Source organism: Cyclonatronum proteinivorum (assembly GCF_003353065.1).
GTDB lineage: Bacteria > Bacteroidota > Rhodothermia > Balneolales > Cyclonatronaceae > Cyclonatronum > Cyclonatronum proteinivorum.
The window spans coordinates 808,819-832,624 of sequence record NZ_CP027806.1 but is presented as its reverse complement, the minus strand read 5'-3'; the positions used below and the strand labels follow the sequence as shown (position 1 = coordinate 832,624).

The 23,806-nt window shown below is 52.5% G+C and carries 21 protein-coding genes; 6 read left to right on the top strand and 15 right to left on the bottom strand.

Annotation, left to right across the window (positions count from 1 at the left end):
• Window positions 1–50 precede the first annotated feature (50 nt).
• The 3 genes from CYPRO_RS03200 to CYPRO_RS03190 all read right to left on the bottom strand — a co-directional run bounded on the left by CYPRO_RS03200 (window position 51) and on the right by CYPRO_RS03190 (window position 3,502).
• Entirely contained in the window at window positions 51–2,030 is a 1,980-nt protein-coding gene (locus CYPRO_RS03200; protein WP_114983253.1) for an acetoacetate--CoA ligase, read from the bottom strand.
• A 302-nt stretch (window positions 2,031–2,332) separates the two neighbouring features.
• Window positions 2,333–2,809 (bottom strand): hypothetical protein, encoded by a 477-nt coding sequence (locus tag CYPRO_RS03195; protein ID WP_114983252.1) that lies wholly within the window; start codon window positions 2,807–2,809, stop codon window positions 2,333–2,335.
• A gap of 141 nt (window positions 2,810–2,950) precedes the next feature.
• Complete coding sequence (locus CYPRO_RS03190) at window positions 2,951–3,502, bottom strand: gamma carbonic anhydrase family protein (protein WP_114983251.1); 552 nt, start codon at window positions 3,500–3,502, stop codon at window positions 2,951–2,953.
• Between the two features lie 161 nt (window positions 3,503–3,663).
• On the opposite strand from CYPRO_RS03190, the gene CYPRO_RS03185 reads away from it, so the two are divergent.
• From CYPRO_RS03185 to CYPRO_RS16520, 4 genes are all read left to right on the top strand, one after another.
• Window positions 3,664–4,212: a hypothetical protein gene (locus tag CYPRO_RS03185; protein WP_114983250.1), complete on the top strand. Its 549-nt coding sequence runs from the start codon at window positions 3,664–3,666 to the stop codon at window positions 4,210–4,212.
• A 33-nt stretch (window positions 4,213–4,245) separates the two neighbouring features.
• The gene (locus tag CYPRO_RS03180) at window positions 4,246–4,809 is read left to right on the top strand and encodes an RNA polymerase sigma factor (protein ID WP_114983249.1); all 564 of its coding nucleotides are present in this window, start codon (window positions 4,246–4,248) and stop codon (window positions 4,807–4,809) included.
• A complete protein-coding gene (locus CYPRO_RS03175; RefSeq protein WP_114983248.1) occupies window positions 4,809–5,300 on the top strand; it encodes a hypothetical protein in 492 nt (163 codons plus the stop codon). The genes CYPRO_RS03180 and CYPRO_RS03175 overlap by 1 nt, the downstream gene beginning before the upstream one ends.
• A gap of 431 nt (window positions 5,301–5,731) precedes the next feature.
• A complete protein-coding gene (locus tag CYPRO_RS16520) occupies window positions 5,732–5,896 on the top strand; it encodes a hypothetical protein (protein ID WP_164682500.1) in 165 nt (54 codons plus the stop codon).
• A 127-nt stretch (window positions 5,897–6,023) separates the two neighbouring features.
• Here CYPRO_RS16520 and yidC read toward each other — a convergent pair whose 3' ends face one another.
• The 4 genes from yidC to rpmH form a co-directional block, all read right to left on the bottom strand.
• A complete protein-coding gene (yidC, locus tag CYPRO_RS03165) occupies window positions 6,024–7,844 on the bottom strand; it encodes a membrane protein insertase YidC (RefSeq protein ID WP_114983246.1) in 1,821 nt (606 codons plus the stop codon).
• Window positions 7,845–7,908: 64 nt separating this feature from the next.
• Window positions 7,909–8,142, bottom strand: a complete 234-nt coding sequence (yidD, locus tag CYPRO_RS03160) for a membrane protein insertion efficiency factor YidD (RefSeq protein ID WP_408625699.1) — start codon at window positions 8,140–8,142, stop codon at window positions 7,909–7,911.
• Window positions 8,143–8,160: 18 nt separating this feature from the next.
• A complete protein-coding gene (locus tag CYPRO_RS03155) occupies window positions 8,161–8,604 on the bottom strand; it encodes a ribonuclease P protein component (RefSeq protein ID WP_114983244.1) in 444 nt (147 codons plus the stop codon).
• The gene (gene rpmH / locus CYPRO_RS03150) at window positions 8,585–8,740 is read right to left on the bottom strand and encodes a 50S ribosomal protein L34 (RefSeq protein ID WP_114983243.1); all 156 of its coding nucleotides are present in this window, start codon (window positions 8,738–8,740) and stop codon (window positions 8,585–8,587) included. Before rpmH ends, CYPRO_RS03155 begins: the two co-directional genes overlap by 20 nt.
• Window positions 8,741–9,487: 747 nt before the next feature.
• Here rpmH and secA point away from each other — a divergent pair.
• Window positions 9,488–12,886 (top strand): preprotein translocase subunit SecA, encoded by a 3,399-nt coding sequence (secA, locus tag CYPRO_RS03145; protein WP_124245498.1) that lies wholly within the window; start codon window positions 9,488–9,490, stop codon window positions 12,884–12,886.
• 70 nt (window positions 12,887–12,956) lie between these two features.
• On the top strand, window positions 12,957–13,718 hold the full coding sequence (ppgK, locus tag CYPRO_RS03140) for a polyphosphate--glucose phosphotransferase (protein WP_114983242.1): 762 nt from the start codon (window positions 12,957–12,959) through the stop codon (window positions 13,716–13,718).
• A 19-nt stretch (window positions 13,719–13,737) separates the two neighbouring features.
• On the opposite strand, the gene CYPRO_RS03135 is transcribed toward ppgK, so the two are convergent.
• The 8 genes from CYPRO_RS03135 to CYPRO_RS03100 all read right to left on the bottom strand — a co-directional run bounded on the left by CYPRO_RS03135 (window position 13,738) and on the right by CYPRO_RS03100 (window position 23,798).
• Window positions 13,738–14,724 carry a formimidoylglutamase gene (locus tag CYPRO_RS03135; protein WP_114983241.1) on the bottom strand — a complete coding sequence of 329 codons (987 nt, stop codon included), beginning with the start codon at window positions 14,722–14,724 and terminating at the stop codon, window positions 13,738–13,740.
• A 26-nt stretch (window positions 14,725–14,750) separates the two neighbouring features.
• Window positions 14,751–15,674, bottom strand: a complete 924-nt coding sequence (locus CYPRO_RS03130) for a sulfurtransferase (RefSeq protein WP_114983240.1) — start codon at window positions 15,672–15,674, stop codon at window positions 14,751–14,753.
• Between the two features lie 271 nt (window positions 15,675–15,945).
• Window positions 15,946–16,269, bottom strand: coding sequence for an RNA recognition motif domain-containing protein (locus CYPRO_RS03125; RefSeq protein WP_114983239.1), 324 nt, complete (start codon window positions 16,267–16,269; stop codon window positions 15,946–15,948).
• A 174-nt stretch (window positions 16,270–16,443) separates the two neighbouring features.
• Window positions 16,444–19,335, bottom strand: coding sequence for an FAD-binding and (Fe-S)-binding domain-containing protein (locus CYPRO_RS03120; protein ID WP_240644819.1), 2,892 nt, complete (start codon window positions 19,333–19,335; stop codon window positions 16,444–16,446).
• A gap of 52 nt (window positions 19,336–19,387) precedes the next feature.
• Window positions 19,388–21,118: a SpoIIE family protein phosphatase gene (locus CYPRO_RS03115; protein WP_114983238.1), complete on the bottom strand. Its 1,731-nt coding sequence runs from the start codon at window positions 21,116–21,118 to the stop codon at window positions 19,388–19,390.
• 7 nt (window positions 21,119–21,125) lie between these two features.
• On the bottom strand, window positions 21,126–21,542 hold the full coding sequence (locus CYPRO_RS03110) for an ATP-binding protein (RefSeq protein ID WP_164682498.1): 417 nt from the start codon (window positions 21,540–21,542) through the stop codon (window positions 21,126–21,128).
• 2 nt (window positions 21,543–21,544) lie between these two features.
• Window positions 21,545–21,907 (bottom strand): STAS domain-containing protein, encoded by a 363-nt coding sequence (locus CYPRO_RS03105; RefSeq protein WP_114983236.1) that lies wholly within the window; start codon window positions 21,905–21,907, stop codon window positions 21,545–21,547.
• A 604-nt stretch (window positions 21,908–22,511) separates the two neighbouring features.
• Window positions 22,512–23,798, bottom strand: coding sequence for a bifunctional 3,4-dihydroxy-2-butanone-4-phosphate synthase/GTP cyclohydrolase II (locus CYPRO_RS03100; protein WP_270049192.1), 1,287 nt, complete (start codon window positions 23,796–23,798; stop codon window positions 22,512–22,514).
• Window positions 23,799–23,806 lie beyond the last annotated feature (8 nt).

The window sequence follows — 23,806 nt, the reverse complement described above, 5'->3', positions numbered from 1 at the left end:
CGCGAAAATCCTTCCCCATCCCGAAAATCTGCGTTCCATCCTATCGCGTATTACCCTAAGCGGAGTTTTTCAAAAAGGGACAGGGAATCCGGGTTGCGCATGGAGTCGGGGCTTGCGGCTTTTGCAACCGGCGTACCTTCGAGGATACGTTTCACGGGCTTCTCCATTTTTTTTCCGCTGAGGGTGTAGGGAATTTCGGGAATTTGGATGATGGCGTCGGGTACAAAGCGCGGCGCGATGCGATCGCGGATGTTTGCCCCAATCCGGCGGCGGAGGTCGTCATCAAGCGTTGCGCCTTGCTGCATGACTACAAACAGCGGCATGTACCAGCTGCCGTCGGCCCGCTCCAGACTCACAATCAGGCTGTCCCGCACAGCCGCTTCCGCTTCTACGGCCCGGTAGATTTCGGCGGTTCCGATTCGGACACCCATTTTATTGAGGGTAGCGTCTGACCGGCCGTAAATCACGCAGCTGCCGCGGGAGGTAACTTTGAGCCAGTCGCCGTGCCGCCAAACCCCGGGAAACATCTCAAAATAGCTTTCCCGGTAGCGCTTCATGCCTTCATCACCCCAAAACATTACCGGCATGCACGGCATAGGCCTTGTAATGACCATCTCCCCGACTTCTTCCGTTACCGCCTGACCCGCTTCGTTCCAGGCTTCAACTGCGGCACCAAGCACCCGGCACTGTATTTCACCGGCATGTACGGGCAGGGTCGGGTTTCCGCCCACAAAGCTGCTGCAAATGTCGGTACCGCCGCTTGTCGAATTCAGCTGTATGTGCCGGCCAACTTCCTGATAGACCCAGTTGAAACCTTCCGGCGGAAGCGGGGAGCCAGTCGATCCTACGGAGCGGAGACTGCTCAGATCATGCGATTGAGCGGGCCGCATGCCGGTTTTGAGGCAGTTCACCAGATAGGTCGCACTTGTGCCGAAGGTTGTCATGCGGGCTTGAGCGGCATATTTCCACAGAACATCTGCCCGCGGCCAGGCAGGGCTGCCGTCGTAAAGCACAGCCGTTGCGCCCCGAAGCAAGGCAGCCAGCACGACATTCCACATCATCCAGCCGGTCGTGGAATACCAGAAGAAGCGGTCGCCGGGACGCACATCAGCATGGAACTCCATGTACTTGAGGTGCTCAAGAAGCATGCCCCCGTGTCCGTGCACGATGGGTTTCGGGAGTCCGGTTGTACCGGATGAATACAGCACCCACAGCGGATGCGCAAATGGCACCGGCTCAAACGTGAGTTCGGCTTCTTTTCGGGAAACCGCCTGCTGCCAGTCCGTAAAACGGAGGCCGGACTGTGGCGGGATGGCCGGTCCGTCAGGCAGCCAGCTGATGGTGATTACTTCCCGCAGACTTGTTAGCTGCGAAACAAGCCGGCTCACCTGCGGGCTGCGGTCCATCTTTTTGCCGTTGTAGGTGTAGCCGTTCACAGCAATAAGCACGACCGGCGCGATCTGACTGAAGCGCTCCGTGACGCTGTCTGCGCCGAAATCCGGCGAGCAGGAAGACCAAACCGCGCCCAGACTTGCCGCTGCCAGCATGCCAATAAAGGCGTGCGGGCTGTTGGGGAGGAAAGCTGCGACCCGGTCACCGGGCTTCACGCCGCTATCGCGCAGGTGCGCAGCCAGCGCGGCAACCTGTGCGCGAAGTTCTGCCCAGCTGAGTTCCGTCATGGGCAGGGTTTCGGTGCGGAAAATCAGTGCAGGATGTTCCGCTGAGGCCATGCGGAACAGGTGTTCGGCAAAATTGAGGGTGCTGCCGGGGAACCAGTCCGCGCCGGGCATATCGCGTTTACCAAGTACGGCTGTGTACGGGGCATGGCTGCGGATATCGAAATAATCCCAAAGAGACGCCCAGAAGGCTTCGGTTTCATCGACCGACCATTGCCAGAGCGCGTGATAGTCGTCGAACCGGAGCCCGCGTGTTTCCGTCAGCCAGTGCCGGTATCGGGTGAGGTTGGTTTGTTCGATTTGCTCAGGGGCAGGTTCCCACAACAGGGTGCCTTCGGGGACAGTAGTCTTCATCAGAAAATAGTTAGAGTCGAATCAGTTGCGCAGCCCGTGCCGGGCTTTTGCCGAATATACAGAATCAGCACGATACCGCTTAAACCGCATTATTCACGAAGCCAAATTTTAACTCACACTAAGCAAATAAAGCCCGTTTAATCGTGAATAATGCGGGTTAACCATCAAAATATGGATGCTGTTTTTTTTAGCCGTTGAAGGATGCGGACTTACATCCATAAAAAACCCCCAGCACCCAATCCGTATGGGCGTGCTGAGGGTTTGAAAACAGGTCTTATTTGTGCTGCCCGCTTGCGCGTCTTTTACTTGCCGAGGGTTGGCGCAAAAGGTACAGAGGAGTGGTGCAGGTCAATTTTTAGCGCTCCGGAGGGTACTTTCACATAGCCGAAGGTGTACTCTACTTTTTTCTCTTCCCCGTCTTCCGTGGTGAAGAAGTACTCGCCCATGGCGATAGCCCGCTTGCTCTCGAGCTGTACGTGGAAGTTTTCAAAACGGACAGCCGTCCAGGGCTGAAGGGCAAACCCATCGTCTTCGGCGAAGTTTTCGTTGTGGCCGATGAAGTACGAGAGCGCAGCGTCAAAGTCGCCCCTGAAGGGGTTATCCTTTGCGCGGGTAGGTTTAAACATGATGGGACCGCCTTCAAAATGATAGAGTTCGCGAATCATCGCGGACGTCTTGTCTTTAAGTTCCTGAACGGGCTTGTCCTTAAGCTTGCCGATTTCAACAATGGCATTACCCCAGTTTAGCTGAGCGGTGTTGACTTCTTCCTTAGTAATCATTGCTTTTTTTGAATAGGTTAACGGTAATGGGAACATTTCGCCACAAACGAAGATAAACCAGGCTTAGTATCCGGTTGGCCTGCAGATGCTTACCATCTCAGGGCAGATATTCTGATTTCATCCCGGCTGATGATCCGGCGTTTATTCCGTTTGTTTTTTGTAGAAAGGGTTGGTGTCGTACGTATCGAGGCGCAGGTAGGTGCGGCTGTATTTTACGTAGTTATCGGAGTATTCTATGACGGAGGTCCGTTCTTCATCAGTTAGTTTGCGGACAGGCTTGGCCGGGCGGCCCATGCAGAGCCAGCCTGAGGGCATTACTTTGCCGGGTGTGACCAGGCTGCCGGCCCCGATGATGCAGTCGCTTTCGATTACGGCCTTATCGAGCACGGTCACGCTCATGCCAATCAGCACGCGGTCGCGCACGGTACAGCCGTGCAGCATGGCCTGATGTCCGATGGTGACCTGATCGCCAATGATGGTCGGGCCGGTTTGGTTCATCACGTGGATGCAGGTGTTATCCTGCACGTTGGAGCGCTTGCCGATGCGGATGAAGTTTACATCCCCGCGTATGGTGCAGTTGAACCATACGCTGCTTTCTTCGCCGAGGTGTACATCACCGATGATATCGGCACTCGGAGCTATAAAGTTGGAGGGACCGTAGAAAGGTTTGCTGTCAAGAAACTGATAAATCATGGGCTGAATTGAAAATAACGGGAGGTCATCATTTTTGCTCTAAGATACGGCATGGTCGCAATACCTACAGGCAGAAAAGTCTGTAGCTTTTTTTGTAACCTGTTCCCCGCCCGGGCGCTCTAAGCAATACACTTTCCCTTCATCCTAAATCATTTACGACCATGTATCTCGATGAAATCATCCCCTTTCTTTTGATTCTCAGTCTGCTTGCTATTTTTCTTGTAAACCGCATTCTCAAACATAAGGAGCGGCTTGCCATGCTGGAAAAAGGCATTGTTTTTCCGGATGTGCCCAAAGGCGGAAAAAGTTATGTCTGGGCGCGGCTTGGCTTTGTCGCGTTCGGGCTTTTCCTGGGCATATTTATTGAAGAGCATTTCATGAGTGCTTTTACCATTTGGCTTGGGGGCTCCCTTGCAGGACTGGGGTTGCTGGTCTCCTATCTCGTTTTTCCGATAGAGACCGCAAGCGATCCCATCCGGATAGCTACGCAGCCAGTGAGTCCGGATGAAAAACTGCCGTTTACCGGAGATACTTCTGCGGGAACAGCACCTGCGGATTCCCAATCTGTAAGTAATCCGTCGGCTCCCGTGCAGGAAGCACCCGAACAGCCTGCCGAAAGTCCTGACGCAGGAAAAGCTGCAGAAGCGGAGTCGGATGCACCGCGTTCAGCACAGTTTGGTACACCAACCGGACCCACGACTAAATCCTGATGATGGTTTACCAACCAGTAAGCTGAACAGTTCATGTCCGATTCGGAAGCCTATATTGATGCGGTTCTTGCCGGTGATCAGCAAGCGTTCAGGCACCTGGTGCGTCTCCACAAGGACAGCGCCTGGGGCCTGGCGCTGTCGGTGCTGAAGGAGCCCCATGCTGCCCGCGATGCCGTTCAACAGGCGTTTGTTCAGGCATGGCTGCACTTGGGCAGTTTCCGCCGGGAAGCCGCTTTCCGGACCTGGCTGCACCGGATTGTGATCCGTGAGGCACTTGCGCTGGCCCGTCAGCACTCCCAAAACCCGGCTCTGACTTCCGAAACCGAGGCAGCTGTGCCTGTTCCGGCAGACGCTGACCGGGATATACGTGATGCCCATCAGCGGCACTACATCAATCAGGCCCTTGCCCGGCTTGATGCGCGTGAGAGTCTGGTGCTCAGGCTCTTTTATCTGGAAAGCTACACGGTGCGCGAAATTACCGGGCTTACGTCCTGGAGTGAATCGCATGTAAAAGTGCTGCTTTACCGGGCGCGCCAAAACATGCGTGTCCTGCTCGAAAAGACCTTCAGCCTTAAACCCGAAGACCTGTTTTTGTGATGAAACCTAACCCTGCACCTGTTCCCCCCCGACCCGAAGACGATCACTTTATGACGGAAGTGATGCGTAAGTCGGAAACTTCCATGCCCTTCCCTGATTTTGAGGATGATGTGATGCGGGCTGTAGCGGCTTTGGAGGCCGAAGCACATGCACCGCAGACCGTTGCTGCAGGCGGTCAGTCTTCCGCGGATGTGACGGCTGAGCTGGCCGATGTTACGGCAGAGCTGCGTCGGATGCGGGTAGCTTCGGTCAGGCTGTCGTGGTTTTTCTTTTTGATCGGACTCGCAGCCGGTATCGCACTGCTGCTCATGACGCCTTCCTATAACATCGGCTTCCTTGGCTTTGAGGGCCGCGAAGCCTGGATGCTGATTCAAGGTACCTGCCTGATTTGGCTGCTTATGCAAACCGAGCGGTTGGTGCTGCTCACCAAAGAGTACATCGACAGGTATGGAACGGCTGATGCGGGTCCGGAGAACCGTCCGCGCGTATGAAGAAAAAAAGCAAGGGACCCATCTTTGGTTTGGGAGCCCGCAATCTGTCACGGAGGCATTGATGCTCTCTGAGTTTTACCCAAAAAAACAAAGGCCGGAACAATACGGACGCGGGCTTCAGGCTGAGGGTGTTGTTTCTTACTTTGGGTGCTGCTGAACAGGGAGTACATCGACAGGTACCGGACGGCTGATGCGGGTCCGGAGAACCGTCCGCGCGTATGAAGAAAAAAAGCAAGGGACCCATCTTTGGTTTGGGAGCCCGCAATCTGCCACGGAGGCATTGATGCTCTCTGAGTTTTACCCAAAAAAACAAAGGCCGGAACAATACGGGCGTGCGCTTCAGGCTGAGGGTGTTGTTTCTTACTTTGGGTGCAGCTGTGTGCAGAAATCTGCGATACATGCGAAATCCGAAGAATCCTAAATTACATGCTATGAAAACCGACCTTATTTTTATTGCCGGTCTCGCCGGGCTGCTTATTCTTCTGAATCTTGCCGGGCTTGAACGTTTGTATCAGAACTATCCCTTTGTTTTTATTTTGGGCGGATATTTTGTCGGCAGGTATACGGGGAATGGGAAGCCGGCGGCTGAGCAATAAGGGGGGGCGGTGAATCTGGTCGGGGTGCCGGAAAAACTTCGTGCAAAAAAATAAGGGAGCTTCCTGTCAGGAAAGCTCCCTTAAATAATGAGGGGGTATTTGTTGTATGATGTCTATTAAACAGGGATTACTCGCCTTTATTGCGTGACTCCTTGATTTTTTTTCGCTCTTCCATCTTCTGCTCCTTTGCCATCTGACGGGCTTTCTTTTTGTCGACGGTTTCCATCATTTTGACGTGATCGATTTGCTTGTTGATCATCATCTGCTGACCGATGGACAGGAGGTTATAGACGAGGTAGTAGAGCGAGAGGCCCGATGCGAACTGATTGAAGAAGAAGAAGAGCACGACCGGCAGGATGTAGGTAAAAATCTTCATCTGCGGGTTGGCGGCGGCACCCTGACCGCTGATCTTCATTTGCAGTACCATCGTGGCCGACATCAGCAACACAAATCCTGCGATAAAATCGCCAAGTAGGGGGATACTGAAGGGCAGCTGTATAATGACGTCAGGTGCGGAGAGGTCGCTTGCCCAGAGGAAGCTTTCCTGACGGATTTCGATTGAATTCTGGAAGTAGCGCCACAGCGTAATCAGTACCGGAGCCTGAAGCAAGTTTGGTAAACAGCCGCCGAGCGGGTTTACTTTGGCCTTTTTGAAGAGCTTCATGGTGGCCTGCTGCTGGGCCTGCGGGTCTTCCTTGTATTTTTCCTGAATGGCTTTCATCTCCGGCTGCAGCTCGCGCATGGCAGCCATACTCTCGAAGCTTTTCTTCGTGAGCGGGTAGAGCACAATTTTGACGACGAACGCAAAAAGGATAATGACGAGGCCGTAATTGCCGAGGAGGTTGCCGAAGAAGCCGAAGAAGGGCAGCACAATCCAGTTTACGAAGGGATCAGAGAACCAGCGTAAAAAGCGGAAGCCGGTATCGACCATATCGTAAGCGGCAGGATGAAATTCGTTGAGGTGCCGGTGATCGAGGGGGCCGACAAACAAACGGAACTGACTTTCGCCGTCGGCGGGCACCATAGAGCGCATGATGGAGCGGTAGTGCGTGCGGATATCGTCATCACGACCGGTGACATCGGCCATGAGAATGGCACCATCGGTTTCGCCTACCGGCTGAATAATCTGCGTGAAGAATTTGCTCTTGGTGGCTACCCAGCCAATGTTTCCGGTAATGGAGCGGCGTTCGGTTCCGGCGGAGGTCAGGTTGATATCATCGAGGGCGCCGCCGGCATATACAAAGGCTGCGGAGTATGTGGCTTCCTGACTGCGCGAGCGCTCGGTGGTGCGGAGGCGCGGCTGCCAGCCGAATTCAAAGTAGGAGCCACTGATAAGCTCACGCACGCCGTCGAACAAAATGCTGAGCCCGAGCTCGTAGCCGTCGCCCGTAATGAGGTACTCGAAGGTGAGGGTGCGTCCGTCATCAAGGACCAGATCGTAGGCTATGGTAACGGATTCTCCGGCACCGACACTGATTTCGGATGCTGTTGTTCGGGGCACGAACAGCAAATCCTGCGTGTCGATGTTGTAGTTTTCGGTGGAGAGGAAGCCGAGGTTGTAGGCGGAACGGGTGGTATCCGCAAGCAAGGTTACCTGTGAACCGTCATATTTAATGTGGTTCATCAGCTCAAACTGAACGGGGCCGCCCCCTGCGTTGGAGAAGGTAATGCGGTGAAACGGGGTTTCGACCGTAGTGAGAACCGTATCGGTTACGGCGATATTTCCGAAAACGCCGCGTGCTGTCAGCGGCTCATCAAGTTCGCGAAGCTCGCCAATGCTTTGCTCTGCCGCGTCACGGTCAATGCGCTCAATGGCATTGAGGCTGTCACGCATTTCCCGCTCGCGCTGTTGTCTCTCAAGCTGCTCCTCGGTGGGAGCCATGTAGAACATCCATGCCAGCATCACAACCGTGATGAGGATGATGCCGATGATTTGATTACGATCCAAAGGTAGTAAGCATTTTAATTAAGCGTTTGCAGGAGGAGTAATGCGTTGCATTGCATAGCGCGGGTCATGGGTGCTGATCTGACTTTTTGGCCGCTTCACTGCCGGGTACCGGATCAAATCCGCCCTTGCTCCACGGGTGACAGCTTCCTATTCTTTTCAGTGCGAGCCAGCTTCCTTTAAGCGCTCCGTGAAGCATGATGGCTTCCCGTGCATAGGCGCTGCAAGTCGGGCTATAGCGGCAGGATGGCGGAAAGTAGGGTGAAATTCCGACCCGGTAGATATCAATAAAAAAAACCATGATCCGCTTCATCAGCTTTTACGTGTGCGTGTGTTGCGCGGTCTGCGTGTCTGCGCCTGAAAGACCTGCGATGGCGTAAGCATGAGCCTGAACATCCTGAACAACCTGTTCAAAAAGAGGTGCCTTTTTTTTGGCGATCAGTACGATATGAAGTTCGGCAGGCGGCTGCCTGCGCGCGTTGGCTTCATTAACCGGGTGCTGATTCAGGCGCCATGCTTCGCGCATCAGGCGTTTGAGCCGGTTTCGCTGCGGTGCCCCTCCTGATTTTCGTCCCGCAGCAAAGCCTGTTTTTACCATGGTACCTGGCAGGCCGGTCACGAGATAGCGGGCATCAACAACGGCGCCTGAAAGCCTTGTGCCGTTCCTGAATACCCGGTCAAATGCGCCACGACCGCGCAGAATCCGGCTTCTTGGAAGCTTGTTGCGTTTTTGCGAATCAGAATTATTTAGAGGGTCGTGCATCGCTTACCGTTAGCCTGTGACGGCCTTTGGCACGGCGGCGCTTAAGGACTTTGCGTCCGTTGGCGGTTTCCATTCTGCTGCGAAAACCGTGCTTGTTAGCGCGTTTGCGACGACTTGGCTGATACGTACGTTTCATGGAAAATTCCTGACTATTCTATAGGGTTACTTGAAACTGTGTGATAGTGAATTGAATTGCTTACAGTAGTGTGTCCGCTTCATAAAAAAATGCGTCAGCCTGCATTCGGCACAGACGCATTTCACGCATTACATTACTGCAAAAATAAAAGACCCTAAAAATAAGGGTAATTTCAATGAAACCGAAACCGTACTTTCCGTTTTTCTGTCAGCCCGGGTTCGGCCCGTATTTTCACTCAGGAAACGTTCATGGCTTCTAAACCACAGGCAATAAACAGCGGACGGAGCCGGTAGTACACGGGCGCCTTCATTCCCCCTGAGGCAACCAAAGAGGTTAGCCCGCAACGGGGTTAGGCCCATTTTCCGCGATATTTCTATTTTGAAGCCGACAGGAAATAACCCGCGTTCTTACACACCAACCGGGTTTGATGAAACGTGTTTCTGAAGTTCTGCTTCATGGGCGTATTCCGGCTCGTTTTTTGCACAGTGATACGCCGAATACTTATTGGCGACTGTGTTATGCGCTTGTTTGGCTGCGCCGGCCCTTTTCGCTGATTTTAAGCCATCACAGTGCCTGTTCCGGTTCGCATGACCTTATTATAAACACATTGAACCCTGCCCTGAGAAACCGTACCTTACTAATCTGTTTTTTTTCAGGCTTTTGAATGATTGAGGCCTATGAAGCCCTTCATTCCGGAAAGCCTTCCTGTTCCGGATTAGCATCCAACCCAACACCCTATTTTTCGATATGATTGATTCCATCATCAAAAGCATTTCCAAAATTTTTGGTACAAGCAGCGACCGCGATATCAAAAAGCTGCAGCCCGTTCTTGAAGAAATTAAAAGCTATGAAGATGAGCTCAGATCCGTCAGTGATGACGCCCTGAAAGCTTACACCGATGAGTTCCGGCAGGAAATCAAAAAAGCTACAACCGAAGTTGACGCCGACATTGAAAATCTTAAAAAGAGGCTCAACAGCGATGAAGAGAGCATTACGATTGAAGAGCGCCGCACGCTGGCCGAAGAGCTTGAAAAGCTTGATACCGAATGGCTTGAAATTGTGGAAGGCGTACTCGATGACATCCTGCCCAAGGCCTATGCCGTCCTGAAAGAAACCTGCCGCAGATTTGTTGGCAAGAGCTGGATGGTTGCCGGCAACATGACCGAGTGGAAGATGGTCCCTTATGATGTGCAGCTGATTGGCGGTATGGTGCTGCATCAGGGTAAAATCGCAGAAATGAAAACTGGTGAAGGAAAAACCCTGGTATCCGTTTTCCCCACCTACCTGAACGCGCTCGTAGGTCGCGGTGTGCACGTCGTTACCGTTAATACCTATCTCGCGCAGCGCGACGCCGAGTGGAACGCCCCCATCTTTGAGTTTCACGGCCTGAAGGTCGACTGCATTGACCGCTATCAGCCGAATACGCCCGACCGCCGGCAGGCTTACCGCGCCGACGTCACCTACGGCACGAACAATGAGTTCGGCTTCGACTACCTGCGCGACAATATGTCACACCGCGCAGACGAGCTTGTACAGCGCGGGCATCACTTCACCATTGTGGATGAGGTGGACTCCGTCCTGATTGACGAAGCCCGTACCCCGCTCATCATTTCCGGCCCCGTTCCGCAGGACGACGCCGGCGCCAAGTACAAGGAATTCAAGCCCCGTATCGCGGCCCTTGTTGAGGCACAGAAAAAGCTCATCACCAAATTTGTGAACGAAGCTGAGCAGGCTCTCAAAAACGGCGATGAGGAAAAGGCAGGTCTTCAGCTGTTCCGGGCAACACGCGGTTTCCCCCGTAACCGCAAGCTTCAAAAGCTGCAGCAGGAGCCGCACATTCAGAAACTTATTCAGCAGACCGAATATTTGTACCTGCAGGAGCAGGGCAAAAACATGCCGTTTGTGGATGAGGCCATGTACTATGCTGTTAACCTGAAGCAGAACTCCCTTGAAATGACCGACATGGGCCGGGAGTTCATCACCAAATCAGGTGAAGATGAAGACTTCTTTGTAATTCCTGACATCGGGACCGAGACATCCAAGGCACAGGAAGCATTTGAGCAGCAAAAAGCAGCCGTTGAAAAAGAAGTTCGTGCTGACAGCAGCCTTGACGCAGAAGCAAGGGAGCGGGAAATCGCCCGTCGCATTGAAGACATGCGCGCAACCATGGCGGAGGAGAAACAAAAACTCTATCTCAAATTCACCGAGCGCAGTGAGCGCATTCACACGGTAAATCAGCTTTTACGCGCCTACACCCTGTTTGAAAAAGACGTGGAATACATCATTCAGGATGACAAGGTACAAATTGTGGATGTGCATACCGGTCGTGTTTTGGCCGGGCGCCGCTACTCCGATGGCTTGCATCAGGCAATTGAAGCCAAAGAAAACGTAAAGGTCGAAGCCGCTACCCAAACTTATGCGACCATTACCCTGCAGAACTATTTCCGGATGTACCACAAGCTTTCGGGCATGACCGGAACTGCGGCAACGGAGGATACCGAGTTCCACGAAATTTATGATCTCGACGTGGTAGAAATCCCGACCAACCGCCCGATTCAGCGGAAGGATCTTGATGATTTGCTGTACTATACCAAGCGGGAGAAGTACAATGCCATTATAAATAAGGTGCGCGAAAATCAGCAGAAAGGTCAGCCAACCCTTGTGGGTACAACAAGCGTTGAGGTTTCCGAAACGCTGAGCCGCATGCTACAACGCTCAGGCATCAAGCATGAAGTCCTTAATGCCAAGCAGCACGCCCGCGAGAGCGAGATTGTAGCCCTTGCAGGTCAGAAAGGCTCTGTAACCATCGCAACCAACATGGCGGGTCGCGGAACGGACATCAAGCTGAGTGAAGAAATTCTCGGTCTTGGCGGTCTTGCAATTATTGGTTCCGAACGACACGAATCACGCCGGATTGACCTTCAGCTTCGCGGTAGAGCCGGACGTCAGGGCGATCCCGGTATTTCGCAGTTCTATGTGTCGCTTGAAGATGATCTGATGAAGCTGTTCGGATCTGACCGTATAGCCAATACGCTGGAAAAGTTCAAGCATGAGGAAGGGGAGGTTATTCAGAACCGCTTCCTTACCAAGCAGTTAGAGCGGGCGCAGAGCAAAGTTGAACAGAACAACTACAGCATGCGGAAACGTCAGCTCGAGTTTGACGACGTGCTGAACAATCAGCGAAAAGTGGTGTACTCACGCCGCCGCAACGCTTTGCTCGGTGACAAGCTCACGAGTGATATCCTCGACATGCTTGAAGATCACGTCTATAAAATTGCAGAGGAGCATTACGGAAGTGCCGAATATGAAAATATTCAGGAGCGCATGCTGCGCAGTCTTGGCGTGAATGTTGAAATCGACCGCGAGAAGTGGGCAGCCTTTGGCGTTGACGGTGTTGCGGATTTTCTCTTTGATGAGGCTGTGAAGCATTTCCGGGCCAAAAATGACATGCTTTGCGACCGCATCTATGAAACCCTGCAGCGTATTGTAAATGATAAAAATGTAACCAATCTTTCTTCAGATGTTACCATGGTGTTCACGGACGGCGCCCGCTTGCTGCGCGTAGTGCTGAATGTAGAACGCACGCTCGAAAGCAAAGGGCGCGAATTAATTATCGCGCTGCAGCGGGCTTCAGTTCTTTCCATTGTGGACGTAAAATGGATGGAGCATCTCCGCGAGCTGGATCAGCTCAAGGAAGCTGTCGGACTGCGCTCATTTGGACAGCGGGATCCTTTGCGTGAGTTTAAGCGGGAAGCCTACGAAGCCTTCATGAAGCTCATGGAAGACCTGAATGCCGAAACCCTTTCACTGGTTTGGAAGGCCGCGCCACAGGTTACCCCGGATCAGCAGCAGGGCGTTCGCATGGGTGCCGCACCAACACAAAGCCGCTATGACCGTGCCCGTATGAAGGAACAGCATTCAAGCGCAAGCTCTTACGGCGCCGGCAACTACACGAGCAGCAGTTCGGGCGATCAGCAGCTTTCCACCAACCGCTCGGAAGACGCACCGCAGAAACCGGTTGTGATTGGCAAGAAGTTCGGCAGGAATGAGCCCTGTCCGCTCGATCCCAGGAAGAAATTCAAGCATTGCTGTGGTCGCTCCGGCTCAAAAACCTGTACGAAAATTGGTCAGGAAGCCGTCTCATAATTAAATGTTAGGGTGAAGCTAAACCGGATTCACTAAGACCTGAATAAACCAAAACATTTATCGCAGCCGCATGCAAATACTGGGAATCGACATTGGCAGTTCGGCGATTAAAGGCTGCGTTGCAGATTGCAAAACGGGAGTGCTCACAGGCGGGCACTTCCGGATTCCCACGCCCGCTGACACAAGCCCGCACAAGCTGTTAGCTAAGGTTTACAAGCTTGTTTCCCATTTCAAATGGCAGGGCCCTGTGGGCTTTTGCCTGCCCGAACCGGTGAGAAACGGCGTAGTAGTGCGAAGCCTGCATTTCAGCCCGCAATGGGCAGATGTGAACGCTGCCGCCTTGTTCGAAGAAATGACCGACTGCCCCGTTGCCGTCATCAACGACGCAGACGCCGCCGGCCTTGCAGAGGTTCAGTTCGGATGTGCGCGAAATGTGCCGGGCATTGTTATTTTGCTCACCGTCGGGACGGGAATTGGCTCCGCTGTTTTTGTAAACGGTCAGCTTCTGCCTAACACAGAACTCGGTTTCATTCCGATGGAGGAGGGCCTGACCGCTGCCGAACTCGCCTCCGTAAAAACCAAACACGATGAAGGCCTCAAGCGCAAGAAGTGGGCGAAGCGACTCGAAGATGTGCTTCAGAAATATGAGGAAATTTTTCACCCTGATTTATTCGTAATCAGCGGGAGCCTGAGCCATAAAGCCGGGAAAACGTTTCAGTACATTGATATTCGGACACCCCTGAAACCGGCACATTTCCTTAACAATGCGGGCATTTTAGGAGCGGCCCTGCACGCCGGCAACTCAATCCCCTTACCGGAAACGCACAGCTGAAATATATCCGCATGTAAAGTTATGCAGTTGAGCGCTCACTCAAGCCCTTAAAAAAGGTCCAGAGCGTAAGCGCTGCGACCCTCGCAGTGTGCCCGTCGGTATCAAACGCAGGGTTCAGTTCCGTAAGGTCAAAAGACCGGACCCGCGGGTGTTTTCCCGCACAGTACGCTGCATGCAGCCACAGATCAAGAGGAATACCATCAGGGTTGGGTGCACTTACGCCGGGCGCGATGTGCTGTGAGAGCGCATCCATATCCATCGTGACCATTATGGCGCCTTTTTGCCGGTCATAGAGGTTACCCATCATCCGCTTATTTAGCTCTCCTTTAAAAAACCACTTCGCCCGTCCTTCCGTCATTTTCTGATGAAGATAATCGAGGTGTGATTTGGCCGTACTTTGCCGTTTCAAACCGGCTACGGTGTACGCCCGCAGCATGCCGCTTTTGTGCTCAAGCGCCTGATAAAACGGGCTGCCGGAGTGCGGAAGGCCATTTTTAAGCGGACGCACATCCGCATGTGCATCCCAGTTTATAATGCTCACCGGTATTCCGGCTTCGGCGTATCCCAAAAAATGACCAAACGAAGTTTCGTGCCCACCCCCGATGACCACCGGAATAACGTTATTTCGGAGTAGCGTTGCCGCAACAATACCCAATTTTTGCTGCGCATCAGACAGCTCAAGCGCATTGGCAGGCAAATTACCAAAGTCTATCGTCTTAGCCATCAGCGTTTTGAACGCATCATTATCCTGGGGGTCCGGAGTCATCCGGTAAAAAGCCGACCGAATCGTATCAGGTGCGCGGGAAGCACCGACCCTGCCCCCGTTCCGCCGAACGCCTTCATCACTCTCAAACCCAAGTATGCAAACCCTAAAGGCATCCTTTTGTAGAGAAGGAGGAGTAAGGTGAGCTTCCTCCTCCTTCAGAGAAATCAAACGACCGATCCGAACGTCATCGGGGGCGGTTTCAGGAATTCCCAGTCCGGTAAGCGAGACAGGCCGTAACATGAGTTTTTTAGTTCACAGTGTGGAGTTTACTCGCTTCCGGTAACCGGCGTATCAGCGCGGTTACCCCACTCAAACCATGAACCCTCGTATGCGCGAACGCTGTCGTAGCCCATAAGCCGCAGGGTAAAAAAGGCATGCGAGCCGCGTACGTTACTCTGACAGTGCGTTACTACCTCCTTATCCGGGGTAATGCCATTGTCTGCCAGGAGTGCGGCAATTTCATCAGGCGAGCGAAAAAAAGGAATATCTTCCCCGTCAAGCACAAACTTCCGCCATTCCAAATTTACGGCACCGGGAATATGCCCGCCGCGCTCAGAACGAACTTCTGAACCGTCAAACTCCTCAGGCGAACGCGCATCAAGAACCACGAGATCATCGCGCTCAAGATTGCCGAGCAAAAAAGTAATGTCGCAGGAGCGCGACTCGTCAAAATTTACGGTGAAGTTACCGCGGATAGGAATTTCGGCTTCTTTCTCGAGGGGCAACTCAAGGGCTTTCCAGGCTGCAATGCCGCCATTGACGACTGCGGCCTGCTCGTGTCCGTACAGACTGAGCGCGTAAAACAGGCGGCTCGCACCAAGACCATTGCCCTCATCATAAACAATTATTCTGGAATCATTGCGCACGCCAATGGTTCGCATGAGCTGCTGAAAGGCATCCGCATCAACCAGGAACTGCTCAATTTCATGGGTGGAATTTACAAGGGCGGGAATGCCGCCAAACCAGACTGCGCCGGGGATGTGGCCTTCCGCAAAGCCCTCGGCGCGCATATCCACAAGTACCACATCAGGTTCAAGAAGGAGTACCGGCAGGTCTTCTGCTTCTACGAGCAGATCCGGATTGGGCCAGGCTGTTGGAGCTTCTTCAGGATCGGCGAAAGATAATTGCGCGGCAGAAAACAGAAAGGCGGCGCTGAAAAGGATGAAAATAATTGCTTTATAGACTTTCATGAAAGTTTTGCTGAATAGTTAAACATGCAGTTTGTTCTGATTGTGAATGAGGTAACGGCATGATACAGCTTTCCGTTTTGAGGTTGAAGTAAAATCCATGCCGTTTCAGCTTCAAAACGGGCGCAGGAAAACCAGCAATCGCCAGACCCAGGCTGTTTTGGAACCCGCCGCTTACTGCATTCGGCCAAAGATTATCAGCGAGCCTGCATCGCATAAAAAAAGCCGGTATCGCTACCGGCTTCTAAATAAGGCTAAAAAGTCGAATCGTGAATTAGTAGCGACCACCGCCGTATCCGCCACGATCGTTACGGCGCTGTCCTCCGCCACCACGGTTTCCGCCACGGAAATCTCTGTTTTCACGGGGACGCGCTTCATTTACCACGAGGCTTCTTTCCATAAATTCAGTGTCGTGCAACTGCGCAATGGCTTCATTGCCGGCTGCCTCATCCATTTCTACAAATGCAAAGCCTTTGGAGCGGCCGGTAAACTTATCGCTGATCAGGCTCACGGATTTAACTTCTCCGTATGCAGAAAAGAGTTCGCTGAGATCCTGTTCGCCTGCCCGGTAATTCAGATTTCCTACGTAAAGTGTCATAAGTGTAATGAGATTGATTAAAACGTCTAACGAATTGCAGGCGACGTCAAACAGGGCTCATTATTTTTTTTGAATGAATCGTAACTTGATGTACATCTGCAAGTCGAATTTAGTGTTAAATCAAACCATATCAAAGCATTACTAATACTTCATTCATGCCTGATTATAAACGGTTTAACGAAGTGCAGTCCGAAGTAATCGTGCCGGGTGCAGGCTTTCCCTGCCTGTACCATCCGCTATCTGATGCCGGCAGGAAAAGCCGTGCGCACAAATCAGGCTGTCTTTTCTTTGGGCTCTGACTGCCGGAAACAATCGTTGTGCTCCGATTTGCTGCGAAAGGTCCCATGTTTCCGCTTTATACCCGAAACTACCGGCCATACCACAGCAGCCGCTGTCGGTTTCCTCCGGATCATAGCCGGCAAGCTGTAACGACTGCATCAGTTCCGCTGTGCCGGTCAGCGCTTTCACGTAGCAATGTCCGTGAACCAGCACGGGCTCCTGCCGGCTTCTGAAGAGACGGCGGCCTTCTTCAGGGGTGACATAGCGCGCGATGTACTCTTCAAAAAGCAGCGCATGTTCCTGTAGCGCAGCTGCCGTTTGCGCATGGGTATCGCCGGAAGGGATTAAATCGGGCAGCTCATCGCGCAGGGTGAGCAGTTCGGAAGGCTCGAGACCGGCAATCACGGCACCGCGTGCAAGTGCAGCACCGAGTCGGGGAAGGAGCGTTTGTATGACCTTGACCGCCTCTCGCGGAAAACCTGAAGAAATCTGCGTACGGCCGCAGGAGGCAACAACAGGAGGAAGCACTTCAGCTCCTGCAGCATAAAGCACCTCGAGGGCAGCAATGGCCTGCTCCGGTTCATGCAAATCTGTAAACGGATCAACGAGCAGCAGTACCGGCGGCTTTGGTGAAGCAGGCCGCTTTCCGGCATGGCGGAAACGCGAAAAGTTTTCTTTAAGCCATCCCGTAAAACTAACTTCAGCAAAGCGCGGCAGCTGTCGTTCCGGATGAAGGCCGATAAGGCGCTCCATCACAAAATGACCGGGATTGCTGGCGGCAATAGCATTTGAAAGCTGTGGGAAACGGGCGCCCAGCTCCAGCCACGGAAACGGATTGGCCCAAAATCTTTGCGCGAAGCTGCTGCCGTTCTGATCATGCCATCCTTGCATAAACTCAGCTTTCATCCGTGCCATATCCACGTTGGCAGGACACTCAGATTTACAGGCTTTACAGCTCAGGCAGTAGCGCAGGGCTTCACGGATTTCTTCACTGCTAAACGCCCCGGTTCCCTTAGCCTGGAACAGCTGCCTGAATACATTGGCGCGCCCGCGGGTACTGTCCTTTTCATCCAGCGTAGCCATATAGCTCGGGCACATGGTCCCGCCGCTTTCTGCACGCTTCCGGCACACGCCTGCACCATTGCAAAGCTGCAAGGCCTGCCCGAAACCACCTTCTTTCCTCCACTGAAAAACGGTGTCAGCTTCCGGCATTTTTTGCTCAGGACTGTAACGAAGCTGCGTATCAATAGGCTTTGGGTTAACTACTTTTCCCGGATTGAATCTGTTGTGCGGATCCCAGATACGCTTAACTTGTTCCAGCAAACCCACCATTTCGTCCCCAAGAACCGTGCGGATGTAGGGCGCTCGCGCGCGTCCGTCCCCGTGTTCTCCCGAAAGTGATCCGCGGTATTTGCGGACGAGACCCGCAACTTCTTCTGCCATCCGCTTCATCTTCTCAACGCCCTCCGGCCGGGTGATGTCAATAGCCGGACGCAGGTGCAGCTCCCCTACTGAGGCATGCGCATAGTACACGCAACTTGTACCGTAGCGCTGCATCATGGCTTCAAAATCAGCAACATAGTCCGGCAGATCCTGCACGCGAACGGCTGTGTCCTCCGTGAACGTAGGCGTGCGGGCGTCGGCTGAAAGCCCCATAAGCAGACCGAGTCCGGCTTTGCGCAGGTCCCAAACGCGCCGCATTTTATCCGGCTCAGCGATCACAGGAAAAGCGTAGCCGTAGCCGGCTTGCTGCATGGCCTGCGCACAGGTATTTGACTGTTTCAGAAGTACAGATGGGTCATAACCCTCAAATTCGATAATGAGCAAACACTTCGGCTTGCCTTCAAGGAAGAAGCGGTTGCGCTGCTGCTCCAGGTTACCTTCCGTAGCGCCAATGATGATGTCATCAATCAGTTCAACCGCAGCCGGACGGTGTGAAACAGCCTCGACGGTGGCATGCATGGCTTCAGCGAGCGTCGCAAAATGAGGAATGAGCAACACCCGGAAGGGTTCAGCGGGCACGAGCCTGACCGTTGCGGCATGCATGAGCGCGAGGGTACCTTCGCTGCCGCAAAGCAGTTCTGCAAGGTTAAAGGCCCGCCCGCCCGGGCTAAGCGGGGACATTTCACACAACCGGTCCAGGGCATAGCCGGTGTTTCGGCGCACAACTTCCGGATGCGGATAATGCTCGAGAATGGCCTGCTTGTGGGTTTTCAGCAGCGCCAGCATTTGCCGGTATATTTCGCCTTCCCGGGTATCAAGCCGGGTTTTGGCTTCAAGTTCCTCATCGGATAGCGGACCAAAAATTACGGGGCTGCCATCGTCAAGCACAGCTTCAATCCGGATGATGTGCTCCCTTGCAGATCCGTACTTTAGCGAGTACAATCCTGCTGAATTGTTTCCGATCATGCCGCCAAACATGCAGCGGTTGGTCGTTGAGGTGTCTGGACCATATTTAAGGCCGAATGCTGCAGCCTTCCGGTTCAGGGTATCGCGGATAACGCCGGGCTCAACAACCGCTTCTCTCCGGTCGGGATCAATAGCGCGGATGCGGTTCATGTGGCGCGAGGTATCTGCAATGATGCCGCCCCCGGTTGTTTGTCCGGCAAGACTCGTACCCGCCGCCCGGGCCGTAATACTGCTCCCGCTTAGAGCTGCCTGGCGTACCAGCCCGATCAGGTCATCGGCTGACTGCGGAAAGCAGACGCCCTCCGGCAATTCCTCGTACATGGATGCATCATTGGCATACAGACGGCGAAGCAGGGTGTCGGTAAAAACTTCAGGCATGGTAAGCTGTTTTGATGGAAATAATCTTCATCACCCTAACAAAAACCGCTGTTTATTGCGGATTCATTTTAAAAACCAGCATGGTCACATCATCCCCGTAATTGCCTTTACAAAAAGTCTTTACTTCGTCTAAAATCAGCTGCTTGATTTCCTGTGCTGTTTTATGATGATGAGCGGCTACGATTTCGGCAATCCGTTCTTCCCCGAATTCTTCATCGGCTTCGTTCATGGCTTCGCTGATGCCATCCGTAAACATCACCACAACATCGCCGGTATACAGCTGAACTTTGCCCGACTGATAGGGAATCATGGTATTCAGGGCACCGAGCAGCATCCCGCCTTCTGTTAGCAGGCCGGTTTTTCCTTTTTGGGCGTCCCAGTAAACCGGCGGATTGTGACCCGCATTGCAGTATTCAAATACCTGCGTTTCGAGATCAGCGCGGCCCCAAAAGAAGCTGATGAATTTATCGCTTGGGGTGTTTGCAAAAATGATGTCGTTAATTTTTCCGGTGGTTTCGGCTATGTCGAGCTTCAGCGGGGAAAGCACGTGAATCATGGCCTGGAGGTTGGCCATTAAGAGGGAAGCGGGTATCCCTTTTCCGGTCACGTCGGCAATGACCATATAGAGATGACGGTCATCGGCGCAGAGCACGTCGAAATAATCGCCTCCGACCTGCCGGGACGGAATGTTTAGTGCGGCAATATCGAAGGGTTCAGGCGCAGGAAGCGGGCTTGGGAAGAGCGTATTCTGTATGGTTCGCGCAATGGTGAGCTCTTCTTCCATCCGCTCTTTTTCGATGCGCTCTTCCAAAAGAAAAGTCTTCTGAATGGACAGAAAAGCCAGGTTTCCAAGTGAGATAAGAAGGTTGATGTCACTTTTTGAGTACGGCTGACCGCTTGCTTTTGCCCCGAGTCCCAGCACGGCACATTCATCCTGTAATTTAACCATCACCAGCACTTCAATCTGATTATCGGTGAGGTAAGCGGGTGCAGCTGCGAGCTCATGCGTGAATACGCACTCCGCGTCAGTTAGCAACAGCTGCTCCTTTTCGACTTTGGTGATGCTGCCTTTCAGGCCCTGTTGCAGAATAAACTGCGGCTGACCTTCCAGCCGCGTAAGGAAGAAAAAGCGGCGCACCATCATCTGTCCCATCAGCGTGAAGCGGAACACGCTCAGTACCTGACTCCGGTCAACGAGGGCATTAAATTCGCGGCTGACTTCAAACAGGGTGTTGAGTTCCTGCACTTTTTGATCGAGCTCCCGGTTGGTGCTCCGGAGCCGGCTAACCAGCATAGAGTTGGACAGGGCAACCGCGGATATGATGACCAGATTTTCCACAAACTCCAGCTCGGTTTTGCTGTAAGGTTTGCCCCCTACTTTGGGTGCAGCGCACAAATATCCCAGTAGTTCCGTGCTTGTACGAATGGGGAAGAAGAACTGCAGCCCCGTTTCTTCAAAACAGGCCGCAAAGGATTTAGGAAGCTCATGAAGGGTCAGGCAGGGCTTATCAGGGTTGTCTTCGTGCGGCCCGGGAGAAAATCTACAGCCTTCCTTTAGGCCTGTGCGCCCTTTGGCACGCATAAGCTGCCAGCCCTTTCCGTCATCATCACGTAAAACGATGGCTGATTTGGGCGTGAACAGCTTCCCCATAACAATGAGAAGAAGGTTGTTGAGAATGAAATCCGTATCGTGCGATTCAATCAGCAACCTGCTGGTATCGAGCAGGGTTTTAAGTTCAAAACGGCTTCGGAGCGATTCGTTGGAGGGTTGGGAAAGGGGCACGGTGCGGCTACAGGTTTTTGATCATCCGGATTTCGTTTTGCTGATTGCTTGTACTGTATTCTACTTTGTCCATAAGCTGTTTGATGAGGTAAACCCCAACTCCCCCTTTCTGACGCTTTTTAATACGCTCAGGCACATTTGGCACCTTATAAGCGGAAACATCGAAAGCCCGGCCGGTGTCCTGAATGGCTACCCAAAACGTGCGGTCTTCCGCTCCGACACTCACGTATATTTTCTGCGAGGAATCAAAGTCGTACGCATGCTTAATTACGTTGGTCATTGCTTCATCTACAGAAAGCCGTATTTGTTCGGTTTCCTTCTCACTAAATCCGTGCCTGCGGGCATGCTCTCCCACAAAATTACGAACCTGAATCAGGTTTTCAGTGGAAGCGGCAACCTCAATATGACGGGGCTGTTGGGTCAAGATTAATCCTGCAGATTTGAATTCAGGTATTTTTGGATGGCTTCCTGTTCTTCCTCCAGAATATCGTAGAGTGCCGGAAAGCCAAGGAGATCAAAAACATTAAAGACAGATTCTTTCATGTTGGTGAGTTTTATATCACCGCCTAAGTCGCGTAGCTCTTCGATATATGCCATGAAAACGCCAAGTCCGGCACTGGAAATATAGTCAAGCGAGCTGAAGTTTACGACAATGCTGTACTTTTGTTCATCAATCAGCCGGGTTATGCTTTCTTCCAAAACGGGTGCCGTATGCGCGTCAAGTTCGCCGGAAAGATCAAGGATTTCAACAGACTGTATGCTTCTGGAGGTAATATCAAAAGTACTCATGGAATTAAAAAAAATATGGGAATCGGGTTATCAGCTTTATTTGACACGCGCTCGGGTGAGGGGTAGCGAACCGCGTTCAGCGTATTCCTTACCTTTTGGGTGTCTGTGCAATCAGCTGTTATTTAATGTATTTGATTCGGTTTTAAACTACAACAGCTGTTGAGAGAAAAGGCGGGGACGGATTACCTGAAAGCTGACGGGATGAATGTCTGACCTACGGAGCCCTGAAGCGTTAGTTTTGATCCGTGAAGTCTTTGGAGGCAGGTAAAAAATAAGGCACCGTATTTATCACGTACAGTGCCTTAAACTATTCATCAAGAGAGACGCTACTTGAGCGCGCTTTAATATAAAATCCTATTTAGTAATAGCAAAATATTTTTAGCTTCTTTTTTACGTACAGCACCCTGTTGCTGATTACACCATCTCAAGCCGAGAATTATGCAGCTGTGCCTTTAAAAAGATAGTTATCAGGCTTTTATACCATCATTTTCGGTTTCCCTGCCGCCTTCGGGGCATTTACCCTTACCTGTCAATTGTTAACGGAAACAACCTGAATCGTAAATGAAAACCAAATGCAGTCAAATGAGCAACTGCGGAGGAACGATTACTTTTTAAGCGAATTCAGGAATCCATCCGACTTGTGTGCGGAGATATGATCAAGCTTGTGTCCCATCTTATCCCGCTTGGTTTTCAGGTAGTGCTCGTTTTCCGGATAGGCTTCAATTTCAATGGGAACCTGTTCAGCAATTTCAAGGCCGTAACCCTGCAAACCCACGCGCTTGGTTGGATTATTGGTCATCAGCCGCATTTTACGCACGCCCAGTTCCCGGAGAATCTGCGCGCCTACGCCGTAATCACGATGATCCGGTTTGAAGCCAAGCGCAACATTGGCTTCAACGGTATCGAGGCCGTCTTCCTGTAGCTTGTAGGCCCTGAGTTTGTTCACCAGCCCGATTCCCCGGCCTTCCTGATTCATGTACAGGAGTACGCCCCTGCCGTTTTGTTCGATATTGATGAGCGCCTGATGAAGTTGTTCACCGCAGTCGCAGCGCTTGGATCCGAAAATATCGCCGGTTACGCACAGTGAATGCACGCGCACGAGAACAGGCTCGTCTTCAGACCAGCTCCCTTTTACAAGTGCAAGATGATTGCCGCCGGTGAGCCGCTCTTCAAAGGCATAGAGCTGAAAATCGCCGTAAACTGTTGGAAGCTTCACATTCACCATTTCTCTAACCAACGACTCTTTATGCATGCGGTAAGAGATCAGATCTTTTATGGTGATGAGCTTCATACCGAACTTTTTAGCCACTTTCACCAGATCAGGCAGGCGCGCCATGGTGCCGTCTTCGTTCATGATCTCGCAAATAACGCCTGCGGGATATAAACCGGCAAGCCGGGCGAGATCTACGGCAGCTTCCGTATGCCCTGCCCTGCGGAGGGTGCCCCCTTCCACAGAAATAAGCGGGAAAATATGCCCGGGGCGGTTGAAGTCCCCGGGGCGGGACGTGTTTCGGATCAGTGCTTTCAGGGTGATGGCCCGGTCGGCAGCCGAAATACCGGTCGAAGTACCCTGATTGTAGTCTATTGAAACCGTAAAAGCCGTTTTCAGGCTGTCGGTGTTATCCTGAACCATGCGGTCGAGGTTGAGCTCATACGCCCGCTCCCGCGTGATGGGCGCACAAATGAGCCCGCGGCCATGTGTCGCCATCAGGTTTACCGCTTCCGGCGTAACCATTTCTGCAGCCATCACAAAATCACCTTCGTTTTCACGGTCTTCATCATCTACAACAATGATGATTTTGCCGTTGCGAATATCGTCTATCGCGGATTCAATGCTATCGAAGGTGATGTCGTCTGCCATGGGAGTAAGGTAGGGGATGAGGGCTGCCATCCGGAGAG